The 23,309-nt window shown below is 72.8% G+C and carries 20 protein-coding genes; 13 read left to right on the top strand and 7 right to left on the bottom strand.

Features of this window, described 5'->3' with window-relative positions; all coding sequences use genetic code 11:
• Positions 1-3: 3 nt before the first annotated feature.
• Positions 4-1,398 (bottom strand): ADP-ribosylglycohydrolase family protein, encoded by a 1,395-nt coding sequence (locus ACFTXQ_RS33315; protein WP_382648362.1) that lies wholly within the window; start codon positions 1,396-1,398, stop codon positions 4-6.
• Positions 1,395-2,381 carry an ADP-ribosylglycohydrolase family protein gene (locus ACFTXQ_RS33310; protein WP_382648359.1) on the bottom strand — a complete coding sequence of 329 codons (987 nt, stop codon included), beginning with the start codon at positions 2,379-2,381 and terminating at the stop codon, positions 1,395-1,397. Before ACFTXQ_RS33310 ends, ACFTXQ_RS33315 begins: the two co-directional genes overlap by 4 nt.
• 246 nt (positions 2,382-2,627) lie before the next feature.
• Here ACFTXQ_RS33310 and ACFTXQ_RS33305 point away from each other — a divergent pair, with 246 nt between their 5' ends.
• The 9 genes from ACFTXQ_RS33305 to ACFTXQ_RS33265 all read left to right on the top strand — a co-directional run bounded on the left by ACFTXQ_RS33305 (position 2,628) and on the right by ACFTXQ_RS33265 (position 15,205).
• Positions 2,628-3,359, top strand: a complete 732-nt coding sequence (locus tag ACFTXQ_RS33305; protein ID WP_382648357.1) for a VIT1/CCC1 transporter family protein — start codon at positions 2,628-2,630, stop codon at positions 3,357-3,359.
• 376 nt (positions 3,360-3,735) lie between these two features.
• Positions 3,736-8,277 carry a glutamate synthase large subunit gene (gltB, locus tag ACFTXQ_RS33300; protein ID WP_382648375.1) on the top strand — a complete coding sequence of 1,514 codons (4,542 nt, stop codon included), beginning with the start codon at positions 3,736-3,738 and terminating at the stop codon, positions 8,275-8,277.
• Positions 8,270-9,730 (top strand): glutamate synthase subunit beta, encoded by a 1,461-nt coding sequence (locus ACFTXQ_RS33295; RefSeq protein ID WP_382648355.1) that lies wholly within the window; start codon positions 8,270-8,272, stop codon positions 9,728-9,730. The genes gltB and ACFTXQ_RS33295 overlap by 8 nt, the downstream gene beginning before the upstream one ends.
• A gap of 222 nt (positions 9,731-9,952) precedes the next feature.
• A complete protein-coding gene (locus ACFTXQ_RS33290; protein ID WP_382648353.1) occupies positions 9,953-10,366 on the top strand; it encodes a GntR family transcriptional regulator in 414 nt (137 codons plus the stop codon).
• Complete coding sequence (locus tag ACFTXQ_RS33285; protein WP_382648351.1) at positions 10,363-11,223, top strand: ABC transporter ATP-binding protein; 861 nt, start codon at positions 10,363-10,365, stop codon at positions 11,221-11,223. The genes ACFTXQ_RS33290 and ACFTXQ_RS33285 overlap by 4 nt, the downstream gene beginning before the upstream one ends.
• Complete coding sequence (locus ACFTXQ_RS33280; protein ID WP_382648348.1) at positions 11,220-12,254, top strand: ABC transporter permease; 1,035 nt, start codon at positions 11,220-11,222, stop codon at positions 12,252-12,254. Before ACFTXQ_RS33285 ends, ACFTXQ_RS33280 begins: the two co-directional genes overlap by 4 nt.
• 248 nt (positions 12,255-12,502) lie before the next feature.
• Complete coding sequence (locus tag ACFTXQ_RS33275; protein WP_382648345.1) at positions 12,503-12,724, top strand: hypothetical protein; 222 nt, start codon at positions 12,503-12,505, stop codon at positions 12,722-12,724.
• Complete coding sequence (locus ACFTXQ_RS33270; RefSeq protein WP_382648342.1) at positions 12,721-13,842, top strand: hypothetical protein; 1,122 nt, start codon at positions 12,721-12,723, stop codon at positions 13,840-13,842. The genes ACFTXQ_RS33275 and ACFTXQ_RS33270 overlap by 4 nt, the downstream gene beginning before the upstream one ends.
• Before the next feature lie 70 nt (positions 13,843-13,912).
• Positions 13,913-15,205, top strand: coding sequence for a DUF1906 domain-containing protein (locus ACFTXQ_RS33265; RefSeq protein ID WP_382648339.1), 1,293 nt, complete (start codon positions 13,913-13,915; stop codon positions 15,203-15,205).
• Here the strand turns inward: ACFTXQ_RS33265 and ACFTXQ_RS33260 are convergent.
• From ACFTXQ_RS33260 to ACFTXQ_RS33245, 4 genes are read right to left on the bottom strand one after another with little or no spacing between them, the layout of a single operon-like run.
• On the bottom strand, positions 15,198-15,734 hold the full coding sequence (locus ACFTXQ_RS33260) for a pyridoxamine 5'-phosphate oxidase family protein (RefSeq protein WP_382648336.1): 537 nt from the start codon (positions 15,732-15,734) through the stop codon (positions 15,198-15,200). The genes ACFTXQ_RS33265 and ACFTXQ_RS33260 overlap by 8 nt on opposite strands.
• A gap of 36 nt (positions 15,735-15,770) precedes the next feature.
• On the bottom strand, positions 15,771-16,499 hold the full coding sequence (locus ACFTXQ_RS33255) for a vWA domain-containing protein (RefSeq protein ID WP_382648333.1): 729 nt from the start codon (positions 16,497-16,499) through the stop codon (positions 15,771-15,773).
• Between the two features lie 15 nt (positions 16,500-16,514).
• Complete coding sequence (locus ACFTXQ_RS33250) at positions 16,515-17,606, bottom strand: acyl-CoA dehydrogenase family protein (RefSeq protein WP_382648331.1); 1,092 nt, start codon at positions 17,604-17,606, stop codon at positions 16,515-16,517.
• On the bottom strand, positions 17,603-19,183 hold the full coding sequence (locus ACFTXQ_RS33245; RefSeq protein WP_382648328.1) for a FadD3 family acyl-CoA ligase: 1,581 nt from the start codon (positions 19,181-19,183) through the stop codon (positions 17,603-17,605). Before ACFTXQ_RS33245 ends, ACFTXQ_RS33250 begins: the two co-directional genes overlap by 4 nt.
• Before the next feature lie 103 nt (positions 19,184-19,286).
• On the opposite strand from ACFTXQ_RS33245, the gene ACFTXQ_RS33240 reads away from it, so the two are divergent.
• Complete coding sequence (locus ACFTXQ_RS33240) at positions 19,287-19,805, top strand: flavin reductase family protein (RefSeq protein ID WP_382648327.1); 519 nt, start codon at positions 19,287-19,289, stop codon at positions 19,803-19,805.
• On the opposite strand, the gene ACFTXQ_RS33235 is transcribed toward ACFTXQ_RS33240, so the two are convergent.
• On the bottom strand, positions 19,736-20,347 hold the full coding sequence (locus tag ACFTXQ_RS33235; RefSeq protein WP_382648324.1) for a PadR family transcriptional regulator: 612 nt from the start codon (positions 20,345-20,347) through the stop codon (positions 19,736-19,738). The two genes, ACFTXQ_RS33240 and ACFTXQ_RS33235, sit on opposite strands and share 70 nt — an antisense overlap.
• 103 nt (positions 20,348-20,450) lie before the next feature.
• On the opposite strand from ACFTXQ_RS33235, the gene ACFTXQ_RS33230 reads away from it, so the two are divergent.
• The 3 genes from ACFTXQ_RS33230 to ACFTXQ_RS33220 are packed head-to-tail and all read left to right on the top strand — an operon-like array spanning position 20,451 to position 23,182.
• Positions 20,451-21,572 (top strand): LLM class flavin-dependent oxidoreductase, encoded by a 1,122-nt coding sequence (locus tag ACFTXQ_RS33230; RefSeq protein ID WP_382648322.1) that lies wholly within the window; start codon positions 20,451-20,453, stop codon positions 21,570-21,572.
• Positions 21,573-21,575: 3 nt separating this feature from the next.
• Entirely contained in the window at positions 21,576-22,307 is a 732-nt protein-coding gene (locus ACFTXQ_RS33225; RefSeq protein ID WP_382648320.1) for an SDR family NAD(P)-dependent oxidoreductase, read from the top strand.
• Complete coding sequence (locus ACFTXQ_RS33220; RefSeq protein WP_382648318.1) at positions 22,304-23,182, top strand: alpha/beta hydrolase; 879 nt, start codon at positions 22,304-22,306, stop codon at positions 23,180-23,182. Before ACFTXQ_RS33225 ends, ACFTXQ_RS33220 begins: the two co-directional genes overlap by 4 nt.
• The last annotated feature ends 127 nt before the right edge of the window (positions 23,183-23,309 follow it).

The following is a 23,309-nucleotide window of genomic DNA, read 5'->3' as shown; positions in this document are numbered from 1 at the left end:
GAATCATCCCTTGGGTGAGGTGAGTTCCGTGCGAGCGAGGAGCGTGGCGAGCTCGACGAGATCGGTCCCGGCGAGGCGGGGGAGGGCGCAGCCGGAGAGGGTGCGGCAGGCCTCGCGCCAGGCGGCGGGGATCGAGTCGCCGCCGCCGAGGGCGCCGGTGAGCGCGCCGGCGAGGGCGGGGGCGGAGTCCGCGACGCGCGACAGGCAGGCGGCGGCGGGCACGGCCTCGGTCACCCGGCCGCGGGCGGCGGTCGCGAGGGCGAGGGCCACGGGGACGGTCTCGGCGGCGGCGATCCCGTAGCTGTAGACGTGGTCCACGATCTCGTGTTCGAGGGTGGGGACGATGGCGAAGGCGCCGCCGCCCTCGGGGTGGGAACGGGCGAGCCTGACGGCGTGGCGGGCGTTGCGGCCGATCTCGGTGGCCTCGGGGAGCTGGTCCAGGGCGGCGTCGACGGCGGCGTCCACGGCGGTGTCCGTGTCGGGGGCGGCGAGGGCGGTGGCGATGGCGGCGGCCATGGCGCGCGCGCCGTGGACGCCGTCGCCGTCCTGGGTGTAGCGGGCGTCGAACTCGGCGAGGTCCGCCGCCGCGTGCGGGTCGCCGGGGTGGACGACGGCGAGGAGGCAGGCGCGGACGCAGGCGGCGTCGTCGAAGTAGTGCGGGTTGTCGTGGCCGGTGGCGGGCGGGCGCAGGCCGGCGGCCAGGTTGCCGAGGCCGGCGCGGACGGAGATGCGGGCGCGCAGGGGCAGGACGGCGGACTCCACCTCGGGCGCGCGCTCAGCCGCGGCGGCGATCTCGGAGGCGAGCGCGTTCCAGGCGAGATCGATGGCGGCGCGCATGCGGCGGGAGCGGGAGAGGTCGCTGAGCAGGACCCCGGCGGCGGTGAGGACGGACTCGGCTGCGAAGGCCGCCCACTCGGCGTCGTCACTGGGGCCGAGGCGCAGCGGTTCGGGCGGCTGGTTGAGGGCGATGGGGACGGGGAGGGTGGTGGTGGCGTTCTGCTCGGCGAAGGTGTCGAGCTCGCGGGTGAGGCGGCGGGTCCACTCGGGCATGCGGCTCGCGCGGTGGCGGGCGGCGGGCCACCCGGCCGCGTCGCCCGCGGCGAGCCCGAGCAGCAGCCCCTCGATCCGCCGCCCTCCTGCGCCACCGGGGAGGGCCGGGGCCGCGAGGGCGGCCGGGCTGCCCCCGACGCCGGCGGCGGCCGCGCCGATCCGGATGCTCCCGGTTCCCGTGGCCGTACGGGCCGTCGCGCCCACCCCGGTGAAGACGCCGGTCCCGGACACGGTCGCCGTAGGGGCCCGGAGCGTGGAGGGCTCCGCGTGCGCGGCGCCGAGCGGCGCGGCGGCCGGGGGCTGGAGCGGGCCGGGGGCGGGGGGTGCGGCGGGATCCGCGGGGGTCATCGGGGGGCCTCGTATTCCGGGGTGAGGAGGTCCGCGATGTCCAGGACGTGGTAGCCCCGCATCGAGGGGAGGCAGCTGCCGCGGACCGGGCCGATGGCCGAGGACCAGGGGAGGGGGATGGCGGCCGCTCCCGAGAGGGCTCCCGAGAGGGCGCCTGCCACGGCCGCCGTGGTGTCGGCGTCGCGGCCCATGTTCACCGCGGTCAGCACCGAGGTGGGGAAGTCGCCCCGGCACGCCGCGAAGGCGCCGAAGGCCAGACCGACCGCCTCGGGCGCGAGGTCCGTCCACGGGTAGCCGCCGATGACCACCGCCGAGCGCACCGCCCGCTCCCCGCGCGGGGCGGCGGTGACGGCTCGGCGCAGGGAACGGGCGGTCCAGGAGTCGGAGGGGATGACCGACAGGGCGGCCGAGATCACCGACGCGGGGCTGCCGCCGGCCATGGCCGCGGCGACGCCGGCCGCCACCGCCTGGCCGCCGTAGATGCCCTCGCCGTCGTGGCTGACGCAGCCGTCGATGGCGACCAGCCGGGCCGCTTCCGCCGGGCGGCCCGCCGCGAACACCCCGAAGGGGGCCGCCCGCATCGCGAGGCCGTCCGACCAGGCGTGGCGGTGCTGCGCCGAGATGGGGGCTGCGAGGCCGCGGCGGAGGTTCTCCAGGGTGCCGCGCTCGCTGAAGCCCGCCCCGCGGAACGGGCCCTCGTCGAGGTCCGCGATCCAGTGGTGCCAGGCCCGCTCCACGTGCGCGACGGTGAGTGCCGAGCCGTGGCGGGCGAGCAGCAGTCCCGAGAAGATCGCGTACTCCGTGTCGTCCGTGCCCGCCGGGTCCTCCGAGACGAAGCCCTCGATGCGGCCCCACTTCGCGCGGATCTCCGACGGCTTCATGTTCTCGGCGGGGGCGCCCAGCGCGTCACCCACCGCGAGGCCCAGAAGAGCGCCCCTGGCCCGTTCCAGGAGGACCTGCGGATTGCATGCAATCTGCTCCATGGCGCGCCTCTCCACTTGGTGGGACTCATCTTGAGCCCTTGGGGGATTTGTGCCATGGCATGTGGTTTGTCGCTCGTCGCGAAACACCCCGCGAACGCTGCCGTCACCCGGTCGCCGACCCGTAAAACCGCAGGTAAGTACGGCCTACCTTGCTGGCGGGCAACGGAAATCGTGCGTAGTTTCGAGGTGTTCAGGGGGAGCGGGGCGTCTCGCGGCGCCCGTTCGCACAAATGGGGAGATATCCGTATGTCCATCATCGACATCGAAGCACCGCTGCACACCGCGCACCGGGACAACCACACCCACCGCGACGTCAACGGCGGATGGCTGCGCCCGGCCGTCTTCGGTGCCATGGACGGACTCGTCTCCAACCTCGCCCTCATGACCGGTGTGGCCGGCGGCGCCGTCGCCCCGCACACCATCGTGATCACCGGGCTCGCGGGCCTCGCCGCCGGCGCCTTCTCGATGGCGGCCGGCGAGTACACCTCCGTCGCCTCGCAGCGCGAGCTGGTCCTCGCCGAACTGGACATAGAGCGGCAGCAGCTGCGCAAGCACCCCGTCGACGAGATGGAGGAGCTGGCCGAGCTCTACGTCTCGCGCGGCGTCGAGCCGGCGCTCGCCCGCGAGGTCGCCATGCAGCTGTCCCGCGACCCGGAGCAGGCCCTGGAGATCCACGCCCGCGAGGAGCTCGGGATCGACCCCGACGACCTGCCCTCGCCGCTCGTCGCCGCCGTCTCGTCCTTCGGCTCGTTCGCGCTGGGCGCGCTGCTGCCCGTACTGCCGTACCTGCTCGGCGCCACGTCCCTGTGGCCGGCGGTGCTGCTGGCGCTGGTGGGGCTCTTCGCCTGCGGCGCGGTCGTCTCCCGGGTCACCGCCCGGTCCTGGTGGTACAGCGGCCTGCGCCAGCTGGTGCTGGGTGGCGCGGCCGCCGGTGTGACGTACATCCTGGGAACCTGGATCGGCGGAGCCGTAGGCTGACCGGGCATGGAGTGAGACACTATGCAGAGCACAACATAAGTAGTCCGTTACCTGGCGGTTTCGATCCCGTGTCCGCCGGGCATCAGACCAGGGCGCCCGGGCAATGATGCCCGCCCCGCGCCGGGACCTTCGTCCCCGTGAAGCTTTCTGAGACGTCCCCGAAGGTCCCCTCTTTTCTGCCTCGTGCAGTGTCCGCATGCTGGAATGCAATATCCGGTTCTCGGGATTGCCGTCATCATGTAACCTGCACGAAATTTCGCAGAGGGCCAACGTCGTCCCTCGGCTATGCACATATGCCACGACGACGACGGGAGAGCCGATGCGTTCCGCATCCACGCACTCCGCGACCGGCCCCAGCAGCACGGCCTGGTCGCCCATGGACGGTCGCCCCGCCCAGCAGGGCATGTACGACCCGCGCAACGAGAAGGACGCCTGCGGCGTCGGTTTCGTGGCGAACCTCACCGGCGAGGCGACCCACACCCTCGTTGAGCAGGCCCTGACCGTACTGCGGAACCTCGAGCACCGCGGCGCCACCGGCTCCGAGCCGGACTCCGGCGACGGCGCCGGAATCCTCTCCCAGGTGCCGGACGCGTTCCTGCGCGAGGTGGCCGGCTTCGAGCTCCCCGAGGCCGGCGCGTACGCCGTCGGCATCGCCTTTCTCCCCGCCGACGGCTCCGCACAGGCCGTCGCCGTGGAGCAGATCGAGGCCATCGCCGCCGAGGAGAACCTGACGGTCCTGGGCTGGCGCGAGGTTCCGGTCACGCCGGACCTGCTCGGCAACGGCGCCCGCGCCACCATGCCGGCCTTCTCCCAGCTGTTCGTTTCCAACGGGACGACCGGCATCGAGCTGGACCGCAAGGCCTTCGTCCTGCGCAAGCGCGCCGAGCGCGAGGCCGGCGTGTACTTCCCGTCGCTCTCCGCCCGCACCATCGTCTACAAGGGCATGCTGACCACCGGCCAGCTGGAGCCCTTCTTCCCGGACCTCTCCGACCGCCGCTTCGCCTCGACGCTCGCCCTGGTCCACTCGCGGTTCTCGACGAACACCTTCCCGTCCTGGCCGCTCGCCCACCCGTACCGCTTCGTCGCGCACAACGGCGAGATCAACACGGTCAAGGGCAACCGCAACTGGATGAAGGCCCGCGAGTCCCAGCTGGCGTCCGACGTCTTCGGCGACGGCGCGCTGGACCGCATCTTCCCGATCTGCACCCCCGACGCCTCCGACTCGGCCTCCTTCGACGAGGTCCTGGAGCTGCTCCACCTCGGCGGCCGGTCGCTCCCGCACAGCGTGCTGATGATGATCCCGGAGGCGTGGGAGAACCACACCTCCATGGACCCGGCCCGCCGCGCGTTCTACCAGTACCACTCCACGATGATGGAGCCCTGGGACGGCCCGGCCTGCGTCACCTTCACCGACGGCACCCAGGTCGGCGCGGTCCTCGACCGCAACGGTCTGCGCCCCGGCCGCTACTGGGTCACCGACGACGGCCTCGTCGTCCTCGGCTCCGAGGTCGGCGTGCTCGACATCGACCCGGCCAAGGTCGTCCGCAAGGGCCGCCTCCAGCCCGGCAAGATGTTCCTCGTCGACACCGCCCAGAAGCGGATCATCGAGGACGACGAGATCAAGAACGAGCTCGCCGCCGCCGCTCCGTACGCCGAATGGCTGGAGACCGGCGAGATCGAGCTGTCGGACCTGCCCGAGCGCGAGCACATCGTGCACACCCACGCCTCGGTCACCCGCCGCCAGCAGACCTTCGGCTACACCGAGGAAGAGCTCCGCGTCATCCTCGCGCCGATGGCCCGCACCGGCGGCGAGCCGCTCGGCTCCATGGGCACGGACTCCCCGATCGCCGCCCTGTCCGAGCGCCCCCGGCTGCTCTTCGACTACTTCACGCAGCTCTTCGCGCAGGTCACCAACCCGCCGCTGGACGCCATCCGCGAGGAGCTCGTCACCTCGCTGCTGTCCTCGGTGGGCCCGGAGGGCAACCTCCTGGCGCCGACCGCCGCGTCCTGCCGCAGCGTCACCCTGCCCTTCCCGGTGATCGACAACGACGAGCTGGCCAAGCTCATCCACGTCAACGCCGACGGCGACATGCCCGGCATGAAGGCCGCCACCCTCTCGGGCCTCTACCGGGTCTCGGGCGGCGCCGACGCGCTGGCCGACCGGATCGCCGAGATCCGCGCCGAGGCCGACGCGGCCATCGAGGCCGGCGCCCGCCTGATCGTCCTCTCGGACCGCCACTCGGACGCCGAGCACGCGCCGATCCCGTCGCTGCTGCTCACCTCCGCCGTGCACCACCACCTCATCGCCACCAAGCAGCGCACCCAGGTGGGCCTGCTGGTCGAGGCCGGTGACGTCCGCGAGGTCCACCACGTCGCGCTGCTCATCGGCTACGGCGCCGCCGCGGTCAACCCGTACCTCGCCATGGAGTCCGTCGAGGACCTGCTGCGCGCCGGTACGTTCATCGAGGGCATCGAGCCCGAGAAGGCCATCAAGAACCTGATCTACGCCCTCGGCAAGGGCGTCCTGAAGGTCATGTCCAAGATGGGCATCTCGACGGTCGCCTCCTACCGCGGCGCCCAGGTCTTCGAGGCCGTCGGCCTGAACCAGGAGTTCGTCGACACCTACTTCGGCGGCACCGCCACCAAGATCGGCGGCGCCGGCCTGGACGTCGTCGCCAAGGAGGTGGCCGCCCGCCACGCCAAGGCGTACCCGGCCTCCGGCATCTCCGCCTCGCACCGCGCGCTGGAGATCGGCGGCGAGTACCAGTGGCGCCGCGAGGGCGAGCCGCACCTGTTCGACCCGGAGACGGTCTTCCGCCTCCAGCACGCCACCCGCAACCGCCGGTACGACATCTTCCGGCAGTACACGGACCGCGTGAACGAGCAGTCCGAGCGCCTGATGACGCTCCGCGGCCTGTTCGGCTTCAAGTCCGACCGCCCTTCGATCTCCATCGACGAGGTCGAGCCGGTCTCCGAGATCGTCAAGCGCTTCTCCACCGGCGCCATGTCGTACGGCTCCATCTCCAAGGAGGCGCACGAGACCCTCGCCATCGCCATGAACCAGCTGGGCGGCAAGTCCAACACCGGTGAGGGCGGCGAGGACCCGGAGCGCCTGTACGACCCGGCGCGGCGTTCGTCGATCAAGCAGGTCGCCTCCGGCCGCTTCGGCGTCACCTCCGAGTACCTGGTCAACGCGGACGACATCCAGATCAAGATGGCGCAGGGCGCCAAGCCCGGCGAGGGCGGCCAGCTGCCCGGCCACAAGGTCTACCCGTGGGTCGCCAAGACGCGTCACTCGACGCCCGGCGTCGGCCTGATCTCCCCGCCGCCGCACCACGACATCTACTCCATCGAGGACCTGGCTCAGCTGATCCACGACCTCAAGAACGCCAACCCGGTCGCGCGCATCCACGTGAAGCTCGTCTCCGAGGTCGGCGTGGGTACGGTCGCCGCGGGTGTCTCCAAGGCCCACGCGGACGTCGTCCTGATCTCCGGCCACGACGGCGGAACGGGCGCCTCCCCGCTCACCTCGCTGAAGCACGCGGGCGGTCCCTGGGAGCTCGGCCTCGCCGAGACCCAGCAGACCCTGCTGCTCAACGGGCTGCGCGACCGGATCGTCGTCCAGACGGACGGCCAGCTCAAGACCGGCCGCGACGTCATCATCGCCGCGCTGCTCGGCGCCGAGGAGTTCGGTTTCGCGACCGCGCCGCTCGTCGTCTCCGGCTGCGTCATGATGCGCGTCTGCCACCTGGACACCTGCCCGGTCGGCATCGCCACGCAGAACCCGGTCCTGCGCGACCGCTTCTCCGGCAAGCCGGAGTTCGTCGTCAACTTCTTCGAGTTCATCGCGGAGGAGGTGCGCGAGCTCCTCGCCGAGCTGGGCTTCCGCACGATCGAGGAGGCCGTCGGCCACGCCGAGCTCCTCGACACGACGAAGGCCGTCACGCACTGGAAGGCCCAGGGCCTCGACCTCGAGCCCCTCTTCTACGTGCCCGAGCTGCCCGAGGGCGCGGTCCGCCACGCCCTGATCGAGCAGGACCACGGTCTGGAGAAGGCCCTCGACAACGAGCTGATCGAGCTCGCGGCCGACGCGCTGAACGCCGACACCGCGGAGGCGGCCCTGCCGGTCCGCGCCCAGGTCGCGATCCGCAACATCAACCGGACCGTCGGCACCATGCTCGGCCACCAGGTCACCAAGAAGTTCGGTGGCGCGGGCCTGCCCGACAACACCATCGACCTGACCTTCACCGGCAGCGCCGGCCAGTCCTTCGGCGCCTTCGTGCCCAAGGGCATCACCCTCCGCCTGGAGGGCGACGCCAACGACTACGTCGGCAAGGGCCTGTCGGGCGGCCGCGTGATCGTCCGTCCCGACCGGGGCGCCGACCACCTCGCCGAGTACTCCACCATCGCCGGCAACACCATCGGCTACGGCGCCACCGGCGGCGAGATGTTCCTGCGCGGCCGCACCGGCGAGCGCTTCTGCGTCCGCAACTCCGGCGCCCTGGTCGTCTCGGAGGGCGTGGGCGACCACGGCTGCGAGTACATGACCGGCGGCCAGGCGGTCGTCCTGGGCGAGACGGGCCGCAACTTCGCGGCCGGCATGTCGGGCGGCGTCGCGTACGTCATCGACCTCGACCGGAACAACGTCAACGTCGGCAACGTTGAGGCCATCGAGACCGACCTCTCCGACGCCGACAAGCAGTGGCTGCACGATGTGGTGCGCCGCCACGAGGAGGAGACCGGCTCGACCGTGGCCGCGAAGCTCCTGGCTGACTGGTCCGTCGCGGTGGACCGCTTCAGCAAGATCATCCCGACCACGTACAAGGCAGTGCTCGCCGCCAAGGACGCCGCTGAGCTGGCCGGACTCTCGGAGTCCGAGACCACCGAGAAGATGATGGAGGCGGCGACCAATGGCTGACCCGAAGGGCTTCCTCACCACCCCGCGCGAGACCGCCTGCTCCCGTCCCGTGGCCGAGCGCCTCAAGGACTGGAACGAGGTCTACGTTCCGGGCTCGCTGCTCCCGATCATCAGCAAGCAGGCCGGCCGCTGCATGGACTGCGGCATCCCGTTCTGTCACAACGGGTGCCCGCTCGGGAACCTGATCCCGGAGTGGAACGACTACGCGTACCGCGAGGACTGGACGGCGGCTTCCGAGCGCCTCCACGCCACGAACAACTTCCCGGAGTTCACGGGCCGCCTGTGCCCCGCTCCGTGCGAGTCGGCGTGCGTCCTCGGCATCAACCAGCCCGCCGTCACGATCAAGAACGTCGAAGTCTCGATCATCGACAAGGCGTGGGACAACGGTGACGTCACCCCGCAGGCGCCCGAGCGCCTGTCCGGCAAGACGGCCGCCGTCATCGGCTCCGGCCCGGCGGGTCTCGCCGCGGCCCAGCAGCTGACCCGGGCCGGCCACACCGTGGTCGTGTACGAGCGCGCCGACCGCGTCGGCGGCCTGCTGCGCTACGGCATCCCCGAGTTCAAGATGGAGAAGGTGCACATCAACCGCCGCATCGAGCAGATGCGCGCGGAGGGCACCAAGTTCCGTACGGGCATCGAGGTCGGCCGCGACATCACCGCCACCGACCTGCGCAAGCGGTTCGACGCGGTCGTCATCGCGGCGGGCGCCACCGTCTCCCGCGACCTGCCGGTCCCGGGCCGCGACCTCAAGGGCATCCACTTCGCGATGGAGTACCTGCCCCTCGCGAACAAGGTCCAGGAGGGCGACTTCCTGGCCCCGCCGATCACCGCCGAGGGCAAGCACGTCGTCGTCATCGGCGGCGGCGACACCGGCGCGGACTGCGTGGGCACCGCCCACCGCCAGGGCGCGGCCTCGGTCACGCAGCTGGAGATCATGCCGAAGCCCGGCGAGGACCGGAACGCCAACCAGCCGTGGCCGACCTTCCCGATGCTGTACAAGGTCACCTCGGCGCACGAGGAGGGCGGCGAGCGGGTCTACTCCGTCTCCACCACCCACTTCGAGGGCGACGAGGACGGCAACGTCAAGGCGCTGCACCTCGTCGAGGTGGAGTTCAAGGACGGCAAGCTGGAGCAGAAGCCGGGCACCGAGCGCGTCCTCCCCGCGCAGCTGGTCACCCTGGCGATGGGCTTCACCGGCACCGACCAGGCCAACGGCCTGGTGGACCAGTTCGGCCTGGAGCTGGACGGCCGCGGCAACGTCGCCCGCGACGCGTCCTACGCGACCAACGTCGACGGCGTCTTCGTCGCCGGCGACGCCGGCCGCGGCCAGTCGCTGATCGTCTGGGCCATCGCGGAAGGCCGCTCGGCCGCCCGCGGCGTGGACCGCTTCCTGACCGGCAGCAGCACCCTCCCGTACCCGGTCAAGCCGACCGACCGCTCGCTGACCGTCTGACACGGACAGCAGCACCGGTAGTACCAGCAGTACCCCCGCCCCGCGAAGGGCGGGACCCCTCATACGGCCCGTACAACGGCGTACGGAAACCCGACACAGCGCCCGCCATGTCCCCGACCAGGGATGGCGGGCGCTGTGGCGTTTTCGGGGCGGGGTGTCTTGACGGCGGCCACATGCGCATAGTCCTATAGTGCTAGGAAGCTAGATGAATAGAGGTGGGCAGTGATCGAGTTTCACCTCGATGCCCGGTCCGGTGTCGCGCCGTACATGCAGCTCATCCACCAGGTGCGTCAGGCCCTGCGGCTGGGGCTGCTGTCGGAGGGGGACCGGCTTCCCACGGTCAAGGACGTCGCCGCCTCCGTGGCGATCAACCCGAACACCGTGCTCAAGGCGTACCGGGAGCTCGAGTACGAGGGGCTGGTCGCCAAGAAGCCCGGAGTCGGGACCTTCATCTCCGGGACGCTCCGCGACGACGCATCGCTGTCCGAACACGAGCCGCTGCGGCAGGAGTTGCAGCGGTGGCTGGAGAAGGCGCGGAGCGCCGGACTGGACGAGGAGAGCATCGAGGCGCTGTTCCAGAGCACCTTCCGTAATCGCAGTACGCACACGCACGCGAAGACCGAAGAGGGGAAATGACGGCGATATTGGAAGCCCACGCGCTGGGCAAGCGGTACGGCCGCAAACAGGCGCTGAGCGAGTGCACCCTGAGCCTGCCGGCCGGGAGGGTCATCGGCCTGGTCGGGCCCAACGGGGCCGGCAAGTCCACCCTGTTGCAGCTGGCCTGCGGGCTGATCGGCCCGACCTCCGGCAGCATCGAAGTACTCGGCGGACGGCCCGCGTCCGGGCCCGGGCAGCTCGCCAGGGTCGGGTTCGTCGCCCAGGACACGCCCACCTACGCGGGGCTGTCCATCGCCGACCACCTGAAGCTGGGGGCGCGGCTCAACCCGGGATGGGACGCCGCCCTGGCGCAGGAGCGGATCCGGCAGCTCGGGCTCGACCCCGCCGCGAAGACCGGAAAGCTGTCCGGCGGGCAGCGCGCCCAGGTCGCCCTGACCCTCGCCGTCGCCAAACGCCCCGAACTGCTGCTCCTCGACGAGCCGGTCGCCGCCCTCGATCCGCTGGCGCGGCGGGAGTTCCTGCAGAGCCTGATGGAGTACGTCGCCGAACACGGCACCACCGTCGTGCTCTCGTCCCACCTGGTGTCCGACCTGGAACGGGTCTGCGACCACCTGGTGTCCCTCGTCGCCTCCCGCGTCCAGCTGGCGGGCGACGTCGACGACCTGATCGCCACGCACTTCCGGCTCACCACCGCCCGCCGCGACTCCGGCACGCTGCCCGACGGCATGCGGGTCATCCAGGAGACCCACACCCAGCGGCAGAGCACCTTCATCGTGCGGGCCGAGAAGCCGGTCCAGGATCCCTCCTGGGTCCTGGACCCGATCGGCCTGGAAGACCTGGTCCTCACCTACATGACCCTGGAGAACCAGCGATGATCTGGCTTACCTGGCGCCAGTACCGCGTCCAGACGCTCGCGGCCCTCGCCGTCCTCGCCGCCTTCGCGATATTCCTCGTGATCACCGGCCTCCAGATGCGCGATCTCTACGACAGCACCGTCGGCGCCTGCCGGGGCGACTGCGGGCGGGCCAAGAACGCGCTGGTCGCCGAATACCAGACCCTGAACTACTACGTCACCAGCGCCCTGCTCGCGGCGCCCGGCATCATCGGCGTCTTCTGGGGCGCCCCGCTGATCGCCCGCGAACTGGAGACCGGCACCCACCGGCTCGTCTGGAACCAGAGCATCACCCGCAGCCACTGGCTCCTGGTCAAACTCGGGGCCGTCGGCCTGATCGCCGTCGCCGTCACGGGGGTGCTCAGCCTCCTGGTGACCTGGTGGGCGAGCCCCATCGACGAGGTGAACCTGGACCGGTTCACCGCCCTCATGTTCAGCGGCCGCGCGATCGTCCCCCTCGGCTACGCGGCGTTCGCCTTCTCCCTCGGCGCCTGTGCCGGGCTCCTGGTCCGGCGTACCGTGCCCGCCATGGCGGTGACCCTCGTCGCGTTCGTCGCGGTCCAGACCCTCGTGCCCTTCGCGATCCGCCCGCACTTCGTGACGCCGGAGCGTGCCGATGTCGTGCTCAGCTCCCTCGTCCTGGCGCCGACCACCAGCGACGGGGAATCCGGGGCGCCGGCGGACGGCTGGAACGTGAACCACGTCCAGCTGATGGGCTACGGCGACGACGCCCGCCTGGAGGTCGGGGTCCTCCGGCCGGGTGCGTGGGTCGTGTCCGACCCCGGCCCGGTGCTCGACGGGTCCGGCCGGGAGGTCCGAGGTGCCCGCGGCTGCGCGGACCGCGATGCGGACCCCTTCAAGTGCTTCGCCACCTCCGACCTCCACACGGAGGTCGCCTATCAGCCCGCCGACCGCTACTGGACCTTCCAGTGGGTCGAGACCGGGATCTTCCTGGCGCTCTCCGGGCTGCTGTCCTGGTTCTGCGCCCGGTCGCTGCGCCGCCGGGCGGCCTGACGGCCTGACGGCCGGGTGACGGGAAGGGGCGGCCGAAGCCAACGCAACTGGCTTCGGCCGCTTCCCCGACTCTACGGCTGCCGCGCGCCCGCCCGGGCGGTGGCCCGGTACGCGGACGGGGTGAGTCCCGTCCGGCGCGGCAGGTGGATGCGCAGGGAGTCCACCATGACCCTACCCGCGAGTATTGACTAAAAGTCAAATCGGGTCCACGCTCGGGGCGAGCCGTCGTCACCTGTGGGAGGTCGCCCGTGAGTACGGAAGAACTGGCCCGGTTGCGAGCGGAGTTGGGGGCGGGTGAGCTGCCCGGGTCCTTCGGGGCGCTCACGCCGCAGGACGTGGCACGGCTCGCCGACGCGCTGCGCGCCGAGCGCGCACGGCAGGCCGACGGCCTGAACGAAGCCGCCGAGGAGGCTCTCAAGCTGGTGCCCGCCCTCGCGCGCGGCGCCGTACGCAAGGTGCTGTTCCGGTGAGCGCCGCGCGCCGCGCCGAGGTGGAGAAGGCCGCCCGGCTGCTGGGACTCGATGCCGACGACCTCGGATTCCTGGCGGGCCTCCCGAACGAGGACGTACGGGCCTTCCGGGAGCGGGCCACCGCCGCGCTGTTCGACGGCGCCCCCGAGATGCTCGACCGGATCGCCGCCGCCACCCGGCTGGTGCCCGCCGCAGTCGCCGCCGCCATCTCGCAGAAGGCGCTCGGCCCCCGCCTGGCGGCCGCCGTCGCCGGGCGGCTGGAGGCCGGCCGGGCCGCCGACATCATCGACAAGCTGCCCGTCTCGTTCACGGCCGAGGCCTGCGCCCACCTGGACCCGCGGAAGATCGCCGCGATCGTGGACCGGCTCGACGAAGGGCTCGTCGTACGGATCGCCGTCGTCCTCGCCGAGAACCGCGACCACCTCACCATGGGCCGCTTCGTCGGCCACATGCGGGACCAGGTGCTCGGGCGGATCCTGGAGCAGGTCGGCGACGCGGACGTCCTGAAGGCCGGGTTCTACGTCGACCTGCCCGAGCGGCTGCCCCGGATCCTGGAGCTCATGGGCGACGAGCGGCTCGCCTCGCTGGTGCGCACCGCATCGGCCGCCGGGCTCTGGGAGGAGGCCCTCGCCGTCGCCGCCGTGGTCGGCGGGGACCAGCGGCTGCGGATCGCCCAGCTCACCGCCCGCCTCGACGGGGCCGAGCTCGACTCACTCGTGCGGGTGACGCACGATCAGGGGCTGTGGGAGACGCTGCTGCCGCTCGTCGCCCTCCTCGGCGAGGACGACCGGCGCGCCGTGGCCCGGCTGGACTCCCTGCGGGACCCCCAGGTGCTGGCCGGAGTGGTCCGTGCCGTCGTGGCGACCGGGCTGTGGGGCGAGTTCCTGCCCCTGGTCGGCGTCCTGCCCGGGGAGGCGCGCAAGGTGGTGGCGGACGCCGCCGCCACGCTCGGCGACCCGGAACTGGACGCGCTCGTCCGGGAGGTCGACAAGCAGGACCTGTGGGAGCTGGTCCTGCCCCTCGTCGAGCTCATGGACGAGACGGGCAAGCAGCGGATCTTCGACCTCCCCGCCTTCCAGGACCAGCCGGCACCCCCGCGGGACGGGCCGGCCGAATAGGCCGTACGGACCATCTGCGGGGCTCCTCACCGAAGTTGAGGGGCCCCGCAGTCTGGTAACTATCCGGATCATGGCCCCCATCCGAACCCTGCTGAGCGGCCTCCTCGGCGCCGCCCTGCTGGTCCCCGTACTCCCCGCGGCGACGACCGCCGCCGCCGACGCGCGCACCATCGACTACGCCGGTCTGCGCCTCACCGTCCCCGCCGACTGGCGGATCGTCGACCTCGACCTCGACCCCGACGCCTGCCTGCGCCTGGACCTCCCCACCCTCTACCTCGGCCGCGCCGGCACCCAGAGCCGGTGCACCGGCCGGGCCGCCGTCAGCCGCGCCGACACCCTCCACCTCGAACCCCTCGACGGGGCCCCCGAACGCGCCGACGTCCCCACCATCACCGTCGACTCCGGGGCCGCGCTGCCCGAGGGCCCGCCCCGGACCGACAGCAACGAGCTGCGGTACGCCCTGACCCGGCCCGGGGTCATGGCCACCGTCTCCTACGGGGCCGCGCCCGACGCCGTACGCCGGGTCCTGGCGCGCGCCCGCGCCATCACCCCCACCGCCCCCGGCCCCCGGCGCCCCGCCGAGCCCGCGCTGGCCGACGGCGGCGACACGCCCCGTACCGCACAGGCACCCTTCACCGGCGAGGGCTTCGACGCCTGCACCGCCCCGGCGCAGCGGTCCATGGACACCTGGCGGGCCGATTCCCCCTTCGGCGCCATCGGCATCTACATCGGCGGCCGCGCCCGGGCCTGCGCCCAGCCGCAGCTCACCGCCGACTGGGTCCGCCGGCAGGCCGACGCGGGCTGGCACCTCATGCCGATCTGGGTGGGCCCCCAGCCCTGGCACAGCTCCAGCACCGGCCTGTCCACCGACCCCTCCGAAGCCGACGCGCAGGGCCGGTCCGCCGCCGACGGCGCGGCCGCAGCCGCGGAATCCCTGGGGCTGCCCCGGGACACCGTGCTCTACAACGACCTGGAGGGCTACACCGACCGCGACACCTGGGACGCCCCCGTCGTCGCCTACCTGACCGCCTGGACGGTGCGGCTGCACGAGCTGGGCCACCGCTCCGCCGCCTACGTCTCGGCGGGCTCCGGGGCCAAGGCGCTCAGCGCCCACTACCACCAGGCCCCCGAGGCCATGCCGGACGTGCTGTGGGTCGCCCGCTGGAACGACTCGCCCACCGTGGGCGACGCCGACATGGGCCTGCCCGAGGGCACCCCCCAGTGGGCCGGCCGCCGCCGCGCCCACCAGTTCCGCGGCGACCACAACGCCACCTACGGCGGGGTCACCATCAACATCGACCGCAACTGGGTCGACATCGACCCCTCCGCCATCGGGGCCGGCCCCCTCCTCCCGCTCAGCTAGCGGGCGCGTCCGGCGCGGATTCGGCCGGCGGGTCCTCCCGCGGCGGCTCGTCGTCATTGCCCCGGCGGATCGTGCGCAGGCCGCGCGCCGGGGTCCACGACCGCACCACCAGGTCGTCGCCCTCCACGCCGATGTGCACCACCTCCGTCAGATCGGCGTGGAAGAGGTGGAACGGGTGCGGGGTGTCCGTCTCCTCCGCGTACCGGTGCAGCTCGGGCGGGTCCACCTGTTCCACCGCGCGCCCCGAGATCCGCACGTCCCCGTCCGGCATCTCGTCGCCCGCGCCCGGATTGGTGTGCAGGGCGAAACGCGGGTCGTGCTGGAGGTCCCGTGCCTTCATCGAGCCCGGCATCATGCCCAGCCACAGCTCCCCGCCGCGGATGTCGACATTCAGCCCGGCCAGCCGCGGTGAGCCGTCCTTGCGGAGGGTGGCCAGGACGTGGTGCGGGTACTGCGCGAAGCGGGCTTTGACGGCCGCCGCGAACTCCGGCTCCGCCTTCTCGAACGCTGCCCAGTTGTTCGTCGTCATAGCCCCATCAAAGCGCGCGTCCCTGACGGTCGCCGGTCAGGCGCGCACGATGCCCGCGCGGCGCGCTGCCTTCAGCCAGTCGGGGAACTCGCTGATCAGGCGGTCGTACAGCTCCGAGTCCGGGACGGCGCTCGGCTCCAGGCCCGCATGGAAGTAGCCCGCGTTGTCCACCACGCGGTGGGCGGGGACGGGCAGTTCGTCCAGCCGCCGCAGGAAGTCGAACTGCGAGCTGCGCGTGTTGCCGAAGCCGACGAACTGCCAGAACAGCGGCAGCCGGGCCGCCTTGCACAGGTACTTCTCCGCCGCGAACTTGCTGAGCGGCCCCCCGTCGGTCTGGAAGACGACCAGGGCCGGGTCCGCGGCCCCCGAATCCAGGTAGTGGTCGATTACCGCTTCCATCGCCGCGTCGTAGGACGTCTTGCCCATGTGGCCGAGCCCCGCGGCTATCTCGGTGACCCGCCCCTCGTGCCCGGCGAGGGAGATCTCCTCCACCGCGTCGACCTCGGTGGAGAAGAACACCACCGGCACCACCCCGTCGTCGTCGAGGTGCGCGGACAGGCCCAGCACCCGGTCCGCGAGGGCCTGGACGCTGCCGTCCCTGTAGTACGGGCGCATGGACCCGGAGTAGTCCAGCACCAGGTAGACCGCGGCGCGTCCGCCCTCCAGGCCGTACTTGCGCAGGGAGACCCCGGCGCTCTTGTAGAGGCTCACGAGCGCCGGAGCCGTTTCCTCGACCTTGCGGAGGCTGATCGCACTGCCCGTCATGGGGCCGAGGGTACGTCAGCCCGGTCCGCCCGCCGACAGGAACTCCAGTTCGGCGGCCAGCCGTTCCCGGTGTGCGGCGGGCGTGCCGAACAGGTGGGCGGAGCCGTGGGCGCGCTTGAAGAACTCGTGCGCCCCGTGCTCCCAGGTGATGCCGATCCCGCCGTGCAACTGGATCGTCTCCCCGGCGACGTACGCGAACGCCTCCGAGCAGGCCGCCTTGGCCGCGGCCGCGAGCTCCGGCCGCTCCGCCGCGCCGGCCGCGGCCGCGAGGGCCAGTGAACGGGCCGTCTCCACCGCCGTGTACATGTCCGCCAGCCGGTGCTTCACCGCCTGGAAGGAGCCGATCGGCCGCCCGAACTGGACCCGCTCCTTCGCGTAGCGGACCGTCACCTCCAGGGCCCGGCCGGCCGCCCCCGTCTGCTCGGCGGCCAGCGCCGTGCAGGCCGCGTCCCGGACCCGCGCCAGCACCCGGGCGCCGTCGGCGCAGAGCAGCCGGGCCGGGGTCCGGTCCAGGGTCAGCTCCGCGAGGGGACGGGTGCGGTCCATGGTGGACCGTACGGTGAAGGCCGCGGGCGGGGCGGTGAGTTCGAAGAGCCCCAGACCACCGTCGCCGGTCCCGGCGAAGGCCAGCAGCAGCCCGGGCTCCACCGGCCCGGCCAGGACGTACCGCTTGGCCCCGGTGAGGAGCCAGCCGGAACCGGCCGTGGGTTCGGCCCGCGCGGCCAGGTCGCCGGCCTCCCAGCTCCCGCGCCCGGCGGCGGAGGTCTCCGCCCAGGCCAGCGCGCCCACCAGCGTGCCCTCCGCCAGCCCGGGCAGGTGCCGCGCGCACGCCTCCCCGTCGCCCGATTCCAGCAGCGCCCGTACGGTCAGCACCGCCGAGCCCAGGTACGGTACGGGGCTCAGCGCGCGGCCCAGCTCCGCCATGACCACGCCGACCTCGGCGGCCCCGCAGCCCAGGCCCCCGTACTCCTCCGGCACCGCCAGCGCGGCCGCGCCCACCTGCGCCGTCAGGGGGGCCCAGGCCGCGTGGCCGGGGTGCCGCGCGAGGACGGCCCGGACGGCCGCGCCCAGTTCTTCCTGCTCGGGGGTCGGCCCCAGGCCGGTCACGCGCCCTCCCCTCGCGCCGCGCGCCGCAGCTCCGTCTTCAGCAGCTTCCCGCCCGCGTTGCGCGGGAGCTCCGCCAGCCGCGTGAACCGCCGCGGCACCTTGAAGTTGGCCAGCCGCTCCCGGGACCAGGCGGTCAGCTCCGCGGCGGTGACCGGGCCGGTGGTGACCACGTAGGCCACCCCGACCTCGCCGAGCCGTTCGTCGGGGGCGCCGACCACCGCCGCGTCGGTGACGGCCGGGTGGGTCAGCAGGACGTTCTCCACCTCGGCGGGGTAGGCGTTGAACCCGCCGACCACGTACATGTCCTTCAGCCGGTCGGTGATGGAGAGGTAGCCGCGCCCGTCCAGCACGCCGATGTCCCCGGTGCGCAGCCAGCCGCCGGGCAGGACGGCCTCGGCGGTGGCCGCCGGGTCGTCCAGGTAGCCGGGGGTGACGTGGTAGCCGCGCACCTGCACCTCCCCGGGCTCCCCGGCGGGCAGCACCTCGCCGAGCGGGGAGGCGATCCGTACCTCGGTGCCGGGCAGCGGCGGGCCGACGGTGTGGGCGAGGGTCCAGGCGTCGGCGTCGGTGGGGCAGACGGTGACGACGCCGCCGGACTCCGTCAGCCCGTACGCGGTGAACACGTCGGGGGCGCCCAGCACGCCGCGGATCTCCTCGACGAGGGCGGTGGGCACGGAGGCCGCGCCGGTGCCGGCCAGCCGCAGCGCGGACAGGTCGTGGGCGGCGCGGCCGGGGTGGCGGATCAGGCCGTGGAAGACGGTCGGCGGGCCCATCAGGCAGGTCACCCGCTCGGCGGCCATGCGCGCCAGGATGCGGTCGGTGTCGTAGACGGCCTCGGGGAGCATGGTGACCCCGCGCAGCAGGCAGGCCAGCACGCCGGCCTTGTAGCCGAAGGTGTGGAAGAAGGGGTTGACCAGCAGGTACCGGTCGCCGGGGCGCAGGGTGACCAGCTCGGACCAGGAGCTGTAGAGCCGGATCGTCTGGCCGTGGGTGGTCGTGACGCCCTTGGAGCGGCCGGTGGTTCCGGAGGTGTAGAGGATGTCGCACAGGTCGTCCGGGCGTATCCGTTCCGCGCGGGCGAGGCGTTCGGCCTCGGTGACGGACTCCCCGGCCGCCAGGTACGCCTCCCAGGTCTCGGCGCCGGCGCCGCCCCGCAGGACGACGGTGGAGGCGAGCGCGCCGAGGTCCTCGCCCGAGGTGTGCAGGGCCTCGGCGTAGTCGGTGCCGAGGAAGCCGCGCTCGGTGAAGAGCACGCGCGCTCCGCTGCGCCGGATGATGTCGGCCGCCTCGGCGGGCTTGTAGCGGGTGTTGACCGGTGCGAGGACCGCTCCCGCGCAGACCGCGCCGAGGGCGGCGGTGATCCACCGGCGGCTGTTGGGGGCCCAGACCGCGACCCGGTCGCCGGGCCGGATCCCGTGGGCGATCGCGGCGCGGGCGGCCGCGGCGGTCTCGGCGGCCAGCCGGGTGAAGCTCCAGCGGACCTCGCCGTCGGCGAGCGCCTCCGACTCCCCGTAGGCGGCGGCCGCGTACTCCGGGAGCCGGGCGAGCGTGGCGGGTGGTGCGGGCGGTGGTGGCATCGGACCCTCCCTGTGCGACGAGCGAGCGAGCGTGAGCCGTATCCAACCACAGCTATTTCTGTTAGGCATATACCTAGTAGGAATAATCGACTCGGGAGGATCCATGCCGGACCTCAAGTCCGCCCTGTCCAGCTTCTGCACCGGCGTCGCCGTCATCACGGCACGCGGAAGCGACGGCCACCCCGTCGGAATGGCCGTGCAGTCCTTCTCGTCCGTCTCCCTGGACCCGCCGCTCGTCTGCTTCTGCCCCGCCCGTACGTCGACCACCTGGCCGCGGATCCGCGCCGCCGGCGCCTTCGCCGTCAACATCCTGGCCGCGGACCAGCGGGAGCTGTGCCGCCGGTTCGCGGTGACCGGGGGAGACAAGTTCGCGGGCGTCCCGTGGCGGGCCGGCGGGAACGGCGCGCCCCTGCTCGACGGGGTCCTGGCGACCGTCGAGTGCGCGCTGGAGGGCGTTCTCGACGGCGGCGACCACGCCATCGTGCTCGGCCGCGTCACCGACCTGACCGCGCACCGCGCCGACGAGCCGCCGCTGCTCTACTTCCGGCGCGCCTACGGGCGCTTGCCGAGCTCCTCGATGTCGGAGAGCATGGCGGCGGCCAGGTCGCGCTCGGAGGCGTAGTACCGCTCGGCCCACTTGAGGGTGAGCGTCGGGTACGCCCACGCCGCCTCGTCCTTCGCACCCTCCACGTCGGCCACCGCGCGGCGCCGCATCTTCTCCGCGAACTCCTGGTGCTGTACGAGGACTTCGCGCATCTGCTCGGGCTCCAGCAGGTGGCCCAGCCACAGCCGCAGCATCGGCCCGTGCTTGAGGACCGGCGGGTCGACCGGGGCCTCGCGCGCCCAGTTCCGGACGGCCTCCATGCCCTCGCCGGTGATCCGGTACACCCGCTTGTCGCGGGTGCCGCTCTCCGGGGCGACCAGTCGCGAGGAGGCGTAACCGGCCTTCTCCAGCCGCTTGAGCTCCCCGTAGATCTGGCTGAAGGACGGGCTCCAGTAGAAGAAGCGCAGCGACCAGTCCGACCACTTCTTCAGGTCGTAGCCGGAGAGCTCCTCCCCGAAGGAGAGCAGGCCGAGCACCGCCCAGCTGGTCGCGGGGAGGGTCTGCCCCTTCGCCCCGCCCGCCGCTTGGCCCGCCGTCTCTTCTGCCGTCTCGTCTGCCACGCAGCGCAGTCTACGACCGGTCCCCGCGGCGCCCTTCCCCCTGAGGGGTATGACTGCTAGAAGTATTCCTATTCGAAATAACTCCTGCACGGAGGGACCTCACGTGAAGTTCTCGATGATCTTCGAGGCGCAGCTCGTCGACCCCACCCCCGAACGCGAGCGCCAGGTCATCCACGACTGCGTCGAACAGGCCGTCTTCGCCGAGGAGATGGGCTTCGACCGGATCTGGGCCGTCGAACACCACTCCCTGACCCAGTACGCCCACATGAGCGCCTCCGAGATCTTCCTGACCTGGGTCGCCGCCCGGACGAAGAAGATCCGGATCGGCCACGGCGTCGTCACCATGCCCTTCGCCTACCAGCACCCGGTGCGCGTCGCCGAGCGGGCCGCCATGCTCGACGTCCTCTCGGGCGGCCGCGTCGACATCGGCGCCGGGCGCGGTGCCACCCGCCAGGAGATGTCCATGTACGGGGTGCGCCCCGAGGACACCTACCCGCAGATGGAGGAGGCGCTGCGGATCTTCTCCGCCGCCTGGCGGGAACCGCGGTTCGAGTGGCACGGCTCCCTCGACATCGGCCCCGGCGCGATCCTGCCCCGCCCCGTCCAGGAGCCGCACCCGCCGCTGTTCATGGCCTGCTCCAAGCACGACACCCTCAAGCTCGCCGCCGAACTCGGCATCGGAGCCCTCGTGATGGGCTTCGCCGGAGCCGACGACGTACGCGCCATGCGCAAGGTCTACGACGAGGCCATCGCGACCCGCAGCGGCGAGCGCCTCGTCACGGACCGGGTCAACGACCACCTCTCCGCCCTCTGCCCGACCATCGTCCTCGACGACGCCGAGCGGGCCCTGCGGCTCGGCACCCGGGGGCAGCGCTTCTTCGCCGAGTCCATCGCCCACTGGTACGGCAACGGCCCCGAACCCACCGGCCACGCCGAGGACGAGGACCACGTGGCCGCCCTGGCGCAGGGCCGCGAGGAACTCGTCGCCACGCTGCACGAGGCGAACATCCCGGCCCGCCCCGTCGACACCGGCACCTACAACGCGGAGCACGCGTACGGCAGCGCCGAGACCGCCATCGCCTACGTCGAGCAGCTGCGCGAGATCGGCGTCGACGAGGTGATGTGCCTGATCCAGATGGGCACCGTGCCGCAGGAGGCGTGCATGGAGACCATCCGCCAGTGGGGTGAGAAGGTCATCCCGCACTTCCGCGCGCTGGAGGGCTGAGCCGTGGGCGTCTCCCTCGACGGGAAGGTCGTCGTGATCACCGGCGCCGGACGCGGCCAGGGCGCGGCCGAGGCCCGGCTGTGCGCCGAGGTCGGTGCCCGGGTCGTCGTCACGGACGTACGGGAGGAGGAGGGCCGGGCGGTGGCGGCCTCGCTGGGCGATCAGGGGCTGTACGTACGGCACGACGTGGCCGACGCCGCGAGCTGGGCCGAGGTGGTGGAGGCGGCGGTCGCGGCCTTCGGCACGGTCTCCGCGCTGGTCAACAACGCGGCGCTGTGGCGCACGGCGCACGTGGAGGAGCAGAGCCTCGAAGGCTTCGAGGCCCTCCTGCGGGTCAACCTGCTGGGGCCGTTCCTCGGCATCCGGGCGGTGGCGCCCCTCCTGCGGGCGGGCGGCGGCGGCTCGGTCGTCAACATCTCCTCGACGGCCGGACTGGTCGGGATACCGGGCCACGCGGCCTACGGGTCCACCAAGTTCGGGCTGCGCGGCCTGACCCGGTCGGCGGCGCTCGACCTGGCCCGGGACCGGATCCGGGTCAACTCGGTGCACCCCGGCGCCATCGACACCCCGATGGTGGCCGAGGCGGTCGCGGGCCGGGACTGGTCGCACCTGCCACTGGGCCGGATGGGACGGCCGGAGGAGGTCGGGGAGCTGGTCCTCTTCCTCTGCTCGGACGCCTCCTCGTACGTGACGGGCACGGAGTTCACGGTCGACGGGGGGATGACCGCGGCATGAGCGACCTCCTGTCACCGGCGGCCCGGCAGCTGTGCGACGCGATGTCCGCCGCGTTCCCCGGCCCCGGGGATCCGGCGGCCCTGCGGGCGGCGGCCTCCGGCCCCCGGCCGCCCGGCGTGGACGTGGCCTCGGTGTACGACGCCGACGCCTCGGGCGTCCCCGTCCGCGTCTACGACCCGGCCCCCGGGGCCGCGGACCGCCCCCTGGTCGTCTACCTCCACGGCGGCGGCTGGGTGATGTGCGGCCTGGACACCCACGACGCGCTGTGCCGCAGGCTGGCGGCCGCCTCGGGCGCGGTACTGGTCTCGGCGGACTACCGGCTCGCCCCCGAACACCCCTGGCCGGCGGCCCCGGACGACGCCCTGACCGTGCTGCTGTGGGCACGCGAGCAGGCGCGGGCACTGGGCTGCGACCCGGCCCGGGTGGTGGTAGCGGGGGACTCCAGCGGCGGCAACCTCGCCGCGGTCACCGCGCTGCGGGCGCCCGGACTGGTCGCGGGCCAGCTGCTGTTCTATCCGCCTCTGGACGCCTCAATGGGCTTTGAATCGGTGACCGCGTTCGGGCGCGGCTACTTCCACACCGCCGCACACATGGCCTGGTACTGGGACCAGTACGGCGGCGACCCGGCCCACCCGCACGTCTCCCCGCTGCGCGCCCCCGACCTGTCGGGGCTCCCGCGCACCCTGATCGTCCTCGCGGACTGCGACGTGCTGCGCGACGAGGGTCTCGCGTACGCCCGCCGGCTCGCGGCGGCGGGCACCGACTGCACGGTGCAGCTCCACCCGGGCGTCTTCCACGGCTTCCTCGGGCTCCCGCTGCCGGCCGCGGCGACCGCCCTGGCGGGGGCCGCGGCCTGGGTGGCGGCGGTGGAGTAGGGGAGCGGGGCGGCTGTTCAGTGTGCCTGTTCGGCGGGGGCCGGGGTCTGGGTGTGGGGGGCGGCGGCCTGGAGCATCCGGGCGCGGGTGTCGCCTCCCTTCATGCGGTGCAGGCCGTACCCGCCGG

Origin of the sequence: Streptomyces sp. NPDC057010, from assembly GCF_042673805.1 — a bacterium.
GTDB lineage: Bacteria > Actinomycetota > Actinomycetes > Streptomycetales > Streptomycetaceae > Streptomyces.
This window is presented reverse-complemented; position numbering and strand designations above follow the sequence as displayed.

Coding starts and splice junctions, on each gene's coding strand:
- ACFTXQ_RS33220 (WP_382648318.1), top strand. CDS start 22,304: ATGAGCGACCTCCTGTCACCGGCGGCCCGGCAGCTGTGCGACGCGATG.
- ACFTXQ_RS33265 (WP_382648339.1), top strand. CDS start 13,913: ATGGCCCCCATCCGAACCCTGCTGAGCGGCCTCCTCGGCGCCGCCCTG.
- ACFTXQ_RS33285 (WP_382648351.1), top strand. CDS start 10,363: ATGACGGCGATATTGGAAGCCCACGCGCTGGGCAAGCGGTACGGCCGC.
- ACFTXQ_RS33315 (WP_382648362.1), bottom strand. CDS start 1,398: ATGACCCCCGCGGATCCCGCCGCACCCCCCGCCCCCGGCCCGCTCCAG.
- ACFTXQ_RS33260 (WP_382648336.1), bottom strand. CDS start 15,734: ATGACGACGAACAACTGGGCAGCGTTCGAGAAGGCGGAGCCGGAGTTC.
- ACFTXQ_RS33255 (WP_382648333.1), bottom strand. CDS start 16,499: ATGACGGGCAGTGCGATCAGCCTCCGCAAGGTCGAGGAAACGGCTCCG.
- ACFTXQ_RS33310 (WP_382648359.1), bottom strand. CDS start 2,381: ATGGAGCAGATTGCATGCAATCCGCAGGTCCTCCTGGAACGGGCCAGG.
- ACFTXQ_RS33240 (WP_382648327.1), top strand. CDS start 19,287: ATGCCGGACCTCAAGTCCGCCCTGTCCAGCTTCTGCACCGGCGTCGCC.
- ACFTXQ_RS33295 (WP_382648355.1), top strand. CDS start 8,270: ATGGCTGACCCGAAGGGCTTCCTCACCACCCCGCGCGAGACCGCCTGC.
- ACFTXQ_RS33280 (WP_382648348.1), top strand. CDS start 11,220: ATGATCTGGCTTACCTGGCGCCAGTACCGCGTCCAGACGCTCGCGGCC.
- ACFTXQ_RS33245 (WP_382648328.1), bottom strand. CDS start 19,183: ATGCCACCACCGCCCGCACCACCCGCCACGCTCGCCCGGCTCCCGGAG.
- gltB (WP_382648375.1), top strand. CDS start 3,736: ATGGACGGTCGCCCCGCCCAGCAGGGCATGTACGACCCGCGCAACGAG.
- ACFTXQ_RS33305 (WP_382648357.1), top strand. CDS start 2,628: ATGTCCATCATCGACATCGAAGCACCGCTGCACACCGCGCACCGGGAC.